This is a genomic window from Arthrobacter sulfonylureivorans (assembly GCF_047607445.1).
Classification (GTDB): Bacteria; Actinomycetota; Actinomycetes; order Actinomycetales; family Micrococcaceae; genus Crystallibacter; species Crystallibacter sulfonylureivorans_A.
Genome location: NZ_JBLKRT010000012.1, coordinates 101,254 through 107,378, shown reverse-complemented (window position 1 = coordinate 107,378; position 6,125 = coordinate 101,254). Strand labels below are relative to the sequence as shown.

Sequence of the window (6,125 nt, the reverse complement as noted above, 5' to 3'; positions counted from 1 at the left end):
CGGAAGGAACGGTAGCGACGACGGGCGCCGCGACGCGGAGGCCCGGTACCGGCGACGGGTGCCGCGACGACGTTCTGGCAAACCCGCGTCGTTCCCGCGTCCGGAGAAAGCGTCTGCAGAAGCAGTCCGTACAGCCGTCCGAAGAAGATACGAAGAAGACGTCTGTAAAAGGCGGTCAAACGGCGGCGAGACTGAGGCCACCGCCAGTTGATACCCTTAAGAGCTGAACTCCGGCGTGGCCCGGGGACTGTGAACCAGATCGACGAAAGTAGACACGGCGCGTGTTCAATTCACTCTCTGACCGGTTGACCTCAACCTTCAAGAATCTGCGCGGCAAGGGACGCCTGTCCGAGGCCGACGTCGATGCCACCGTGCGCGAGATTCGGCGCGCCCTGCTTGACGCCGACGTCGCGGTGCCCGTGGTGCGCGAGTTCACCGCCCATGTGAAGGAGCGGGCTCTCGGCGAGGAAGTCTCGGGTGCGCTGAATCCGGGTCAGCAGGTCGTCAAGATCGTCAACGACGAACTGGTCAACATCCTCGGCGGCGAGACCCGCCGCATCAAGCTGGCCAAGAACCCGCCGACGGTGATCATGCTCGCCGGTCTGCAGGGTGCTGGTAAGACCACGTTGGCAGGCAAGCTGTCCAAGTGGCTCAAGGGACAGGGCCACAGCCCGCTGCTGGTCGCCGCTGACCTGCAGCGCCCCAACGCCGTGACCCAGCTTCAGGTCAACGGCCAGCGCGCCGGCGTGCCCGTCTATGCCCCGCACCCGGGCGTGCAGTCCGAGTTCGATGCCGTCACCGGCGATCCGGTGGCCGTGGCCCGCGATGGTATCGCCGAAGCGCGGCAGAAGCTGTACGACGTGGTCATCGTGGACACCGCCGGCCGCTTGGGCGTCGACGCCGAAATGATGCAGCAGGCCGCGGACATCCGCGCAGCCATCAACCCGGACGAAGTCCTCTTCGTGATCGACGCGATGATCGGCCAGGACGCGGTCAACACCGCGCAGGCCTTCAACGAAGGCGTCAACTTCACCGGCGTCGTCCTTTCCAAGCTCGACGGCGATGCCCGCGGCGGTGCCGCGCTCTCCGTCGCGTCGGTGACCGGCAAACCGGTGATGTTCGCCTCCACCGGCGAAAACCTGGACGACTTCGAGATCTTCCACCCGGACCGGATGGCAAACCGCATCCTGGACATGGGCGACATCCTCACCCTGATCGAGCAGGCGGAGAAGTCCTGGGACAAGGGCGAAGCCGAGCGGATGGCGAAGAAGTTCGCCGACCAGGAAGACTTCACGCTGGACGACTTCCTCGCCCAGATGCAGCAGATCCGCAAAATGGGCTCGATGAAGAAGATGCTCATGATGATGCCCGGCGCCGCCAACATGCGCCAGCAGTTGGAGAACTTCGACGAGCGCGAGATCGACCGCGTGGAGGCGATCGTCCGCTCGATGACGCCGCACGAGCGGGTCGCCCCGAAGATCATCAACGGTTCCCGCCGCGCCCGCATCGCCAAGGGTTCCGGCGTCCACGTCTCGGAGGTCAACGGCCTGCTGGAGCGCTTCGGCCAGGCCCAGAAGATGATGAAGAAGATGGCGCAAGGCGGCGGCATCCCGGGCATGCCCGGCGTGGCCGGCCCCGGCGGTTTCGGTGGCGCACGCAAAAAGCAGCAGGCTGCCAAGGGCAAGAAGAAGACCCGCTCCGGCAACCCGGCCAAGGCGGCGCAGGAACTGCGCGAGGCCGAGGAGCGGCGCAAGAACAAGGCATCGGTTCCGGCCGGAAGTGCCTTCGGCGCCCCGCAGGACGGACAGGATTTTGATCCGTCGGCGCTGAACCTGCCCAAGGGCTTCGATAAGTTCCTCGGCAAGTAGCCTGCCCAGGCTCCACATGCAGTGTGAATGCCCCGTCGGTATGTCCGGCGGGGCATTTGCCGTAAAGAGGGAAGGTAGGCTGGGTTGCTGAATCGTTTCGGCAAGACGACGGTCAAGACGACGCGGCTCATCGGCCCACCGGCGAGGCAGCGCAGCGAAGGAGTTTTGTGGCAGAGCAGGCACACACCGGAGTGGACCGCCCGGCCGGGCGGCGGCAGGGCGCCGTCGTGGTCATCGTACGCAGCGTCGGCGGATCCGTGGTGCTGCTGAACGGTCCCGACGGCCCCGCTTTGCCCGCTGCAGCCGTCCGGCCCGGCGAAGATCCCCGGTCCGCCGCGGCCCGCGTGCTGGCCGAATCCTCGCTCCCGGTGCCGCCCGGACGCATTCTGGCGCTCGACTACCAGCCGGTGGCTGCCGCTGCCGCCGAAGCCATCACCTTTGTGTACGACGGCGGAACGTACGACGGCGGTGAGCTCGCCGCGGGTGCCGGGGGACAGGCCGTCTTCCTCCCGGTCGAACAGGCTGCGACGGTCCTGGACGGCGCACAGTCCGCCCAGTTGGCCGCCGGACTGCGCGCCCACGAGCTGCTCACCGTGGCGGAACTGCGCAACGGGCAGGTGCTGCAGACCGCGCAGTCGCGCGTGCCGGAACGCGAGCTTGCCCCGCACGTCTGGGAACCCGAGCCGGCAGCTGGCTCCAAAGGAACTGTCGGGTCCGGCGTTTAGTATTTCTCCCATGGCAATTGGCAGCGGAGAGCGGGTGGTCTTTGTCCACGGCACCGACAGCTTCGGAGCCGCGGCCTGGCCGCACCAGCACCGGCTGGCCGGGCGGTACGACTGCCTGTTCCTCCGCCGCCACGGCTTTGACCTGCAGGCGGACCCGCTGCCCACGGATTTCGACGAAGACGCCCGGATCGTTGGCGGCCATCTTGGTGCCGGTGCACACGTCGTAGCGCATGCACAGGGTGCCGTCGCCGCGATGATGGCCGCCGTGGAACATCCGGACAAGGTGCTTTCGCTGACGCTGTTCGAGCCGGCGTGTTTGTCGCTGACTGCGGACCTGCCCGCCACGCAGGCCTACCGGCAACGCCTGGAGCCGCTGTTCGCTGCGCGCCGTGAATTGACCGATGAGGAGTACCAGCGCGAGTTCGTCCGGCTGGTGGTCGGAGCGGAAGCGCTGCCGCTGGCCACCGCGGCCGACCGGGCACAGGCAAAACGGGCCAGGTTGCAAGCGCCGCCATGGAACGCACCGCTGCACATTGTCCCGGGCCTGCCCACGCTAGTGGTCACCGGCGGCTGGGAGCCGCTGTATGAGGAAGTGGCCCACTACCTGGCCGGCACCGGCGCCATTCACCGCCACGCTGGCGGGCATCACCGCCCACAGGATTCCGAGCAAGGCCATGCACTTCTGGAGGCCTTCCTGGCCGGAAAGCCGCTGCCCGACTGAACCGAGCATTTCTGGCCGTCGCTGTGCCGCTGGACTGAGCAGAGATTGCTAGCGTTGAGCTATGAACCAAACAGGTTGGGAACCGGCGTCCGGACAACTGTGGTGGCCGTGGCCGCTGGATGAGGCAGGTGTGGCAGCGCTGCAGCAGCAACTCTCCAACCGGTCGCTGCTCGGCGCTTACGCCGGCGGGGTCCCGCAGCCCGGCGACAGTGTGGTGTCCGTGTTGCTGGCCGTGAATCCGGAGCAGCGTGCCGCAGTATTGGATGCCGTGGGCAAGGCGGTGCCCGGCCCTGACGTCGCGGCGCTGGTCCGCGGACTGTCCGCCGACTTGGGGGCAGCTGTGGAGATTGACGGCGTCGAATACGAGGCACCCGCGCCGGAAGCTGCGCTGGAATTGGATGTCGTGCCGGAACCCGACGACGCCGAGGAGCTTGCAGCACCGGACGCCGCCGAGCTGCGCACCGTGCTGGTGGGTAAGTTCCGGCGCGAGGATCTGATGATGTTCGGTGCCCTCAACGGCGTGGAGGTCCACCTCCTCGGCTCCGCTGAAGGAAATGCGGAGGGGCTTGCACCAGGGCAGCGCCTCGTGTTGATTCACGGCGACGCGGCGCCGGGCCTCTACAACTGGCCGGCCTCTGCTAAACCCATCGTGGCGCTGATGGACTTGGACGGGTTCCGCGCGGTCGAAGCCTGGCTGCCCGGCACCCGGCGCGATCCGGACACCAGCTTTTGGCATGCGTGGGAGGGGCCGGCCAAGCCGTTCCCGTCTGCATCGCGCGCCGATGCCGAGGCGCTGCGGCTGCTCGGCCGAATTGTGCATCCCGAAGGACCCGATCCGCGGCGGCTCGGCGACGTCCTCGGTCTGGAACCGGGCGCGGTCGAAGGACTCCAGGAGCTCATGGCTTCGCCGGACGAACCGGGGATCCTGGCCCGCGCCGGCCAACTCCTGGAACTGCCGCCGGTCGCCGCACGGCTGGCTGAAGGAACACTGCAGCCTGACCGGGTCCCCGGGATGGAGACCCTGCCGGTGCAGTCAATCGGCAAGGCACTGCTCGAACTGGCCAGCACCCCTGCCGAAGGGAGGGGGCCCTTCGCTGCATGGCAGCGCGCCGTCGTCGCACGCCCCGGGATGCTGGCTGGCAGTGCAGCTGCGGCGGCCACCGGGGCTGCGCTGCTGTTCCGGGCCGCGGCACGCCGTCCGGCCAGTGCCCGGTTGCTGCGCGCCGGTGCGCTGGGGCTGGTGTTGCAGGCCGCCGGAGATGTTGCATTGGGTGGCTATCTGGCCTACCGGCGGCGCCGCTGATCCTGGGAGACTCCGGCCAGCCGTTCCACCGCGTTGAGCCCGGCTTCCGTGCCGGGCCAATGCCGGCGCAGCGGTTCCGGTCCAGCCGACCGGACCATCGCGCGCAGCAGCCAAGCGGCCACCATCACGTCGTCGGCGTAGCCGAGTACCGGGACGAAGTCCGGAACCACGTCGATGGGCGAGGCCAGATAGATCAGCAGCAGCAGCGGAAGCAACCGCGTCCGGACGAGGAGCTCCGGATCGGCCGCCAGCCGGCGCAACAGGCGGAGCAGATCGGGCAACAGACGCAACGCATCCCGCATGCCAACGGTGTCCGGATGGCGCCTCGCATAGCCCCAGAGGGCCAGGAGCATCAGGACGTACAGGAGCACCAATCCGCCGGCCACGGCGAGGACCGGTTCCCACCATTGCATTGCAACATCCTGGTTTGTAGCTCGTAGTGACCCTTCAGGATCAGCGTACCGGCGGGGCGGCGGCGGAATCGGTGCGAGCTGGCAATAGCCAAACCTGAACCTCTGGGACAGGGGACTGGAATAAACGTGAAGGTTCAAGTATTCTATTTACATGAACTTTCAAGTAAGCCCTCAGGACCTGCTCTCCGCCGACCTCAGCATGGGCACCGTGATGCTCAAGGTGGGGGACATGAAGAACATGACCAACTACTACCAGCAGGCGCTGGGGCTGGATCCCGTCTCCGAGGGACTCGGTGGGGTCTTCCTGGGCCGCGGCACCACGCCGCTGCTCCACTTGGCGCCGGCCAACGGGTTGCAGTTGCCGTCCCGCGGCGAAGCCGGCTTGTTCCACACAGCCTTCCTGTTCGAGAACCAGTCGGACCTGGCCGCCACCGTGGCCACCGCGGCGCAGACCGATCCGTCCCGGTTCACGGGCAGCGCCGACCACCTGGTCAGCGAGGCGTTCTACTTCACCGACCCGGAGGGCAACGGCATTGAGCTCTACTGGGACCGCCCGCGCGATCAGTGGTCGTGGAATCAGACCGCGGAAGGCAAGGAGGTCCACATGGACAGCCTGGCCCTGAACCCGCAGACCTACCTGCAGAGCCACCTGACCGAGGAGTCGCTCGCCAACCAGCGCCAGTCCGGCGCGGATATCGGCCACGTGCACCTGCAGGTCGGCGACACCCACACCGCCGAAGAGTTCTACGTGAAGACCCTCGGCTTCGAGCGCACCGCCGGCTGGCACGGCCAGGCGCTGTTTGTTGCCGCCGGCGGCTACCACCACCACATGGCCATGAACGTCTGGAACAGCCGCGGCGCGGGCCCGCGCAAGGACACCCTGGGCCTGGGCGAAGTGCTGATCCACGTGCCGACCGACGATGAGGTGGGCGCCTTGGCTGAGCGGCTGACCAGCGCCGGCGTCTCGCACCATCACACCGGTGCCGAGCTGCGCTTCGAGGACCCGTGGCGCAACCAGCTGCGCATCGCCGTCGGCTAAGGGGAAGTCCGCCCGATGCGGCTAGGCTGAATGAGAACCATCGGTCTAGCCGCGGA

6 protein-coding genes are annotated in these 6,125 nt (G+C 67.5%); 5 read left to right on the top strand and 1 reads right to left on the bottom strand.

Annotated elements, in window-relative coordinates:
* Positions 1-281 precede the first annotated feature (281 nt).
* The 4 genes from ffh to ACMX2H_RS07990 all read left to right on the top strand — a co-directional run bounded on the left by ffh (position 282) and on the right by ACMX2H_RS07990 (position 4,617).
* Positions 282-1,868 carry a signal recognition particle protein gene (gene ffh / locus ACMX2H_RS08005; protein ID WP_414959985.1) on the top strand — a complete coding sequence of 529 codons (1,587 nt, stop codon included), beginning with the start codon at positions 282-284 and terminating at the stop codon, positions 1,866-1,868.
* Positions 1,869-2,035: 167 nt separating this feature from the next.
* Entirely contained in the window at positions 2,036-2,593 is a 558-nt protein-coding gene (locus tag ACMX2H_RS08000; RefSeq protein ID WP_414959984.1) for an NUDIX hydrolase, read from the top strand.
* A gap of 10 nt (positions 2,594-2,603) precedes the next feature.
* Complete coding sequence (locus ACMX2H_RS07995) at positions 2,604-3,314, top strand: alpha/beta fold hydrolase (RefSeq protein WP_414959983.1); 711 nt, start codon at positions 2,604-2,606, stop codon at positions 3,312-3,314.
* 61 nt (positions 3,315-3,375) lie between these two features.
* On the top strand, positions 3,376-4,617 hold the full coding sequence (locus tag ACMX2H_RS07990; protein ID WP_414959982.1) for a hypothetical protein: 1,242 nt from the start codon (positions 3,376-3,378) through the stop codon (positions 4,615-4,617).
* On the opposite strand, the gene ACMX2H_RS07985 is transcribed toward ACMX2H_RS07990, so the two are convergent.
* On the bottom strand, positions 4,599-5,030 hold the full coding sequence (locus ACMX2H_RS07985; protein ID WP_414959981.1) for a YkvA family protein: 432 nt from the start codon (positions 5,028-5,030) through the stop codon (positions 4,599-4,601). The two genes, ACMX2H_RS07990 and ACMX2H_RS07985, sit on opposite strands and share 19 nt — an antisense overlap.
* A gap of 151 nt (positions 5,031-5,181) precedes the next feature.
* Between ACMX2H_RS07985 and ACMX2H_RS07980 the strand changes: the two genes are divergently transcribed.
* Entirely contained in the window at positions 5,182-6,069 is an 888-nt protein-coding gene (locus ACMX2H_RS07980) for a VOC family protein (protein ID WP_136786935.1), read from the top strand.
* Positions 6,070-6,125 lie beyond the last annotated feature (56 nt).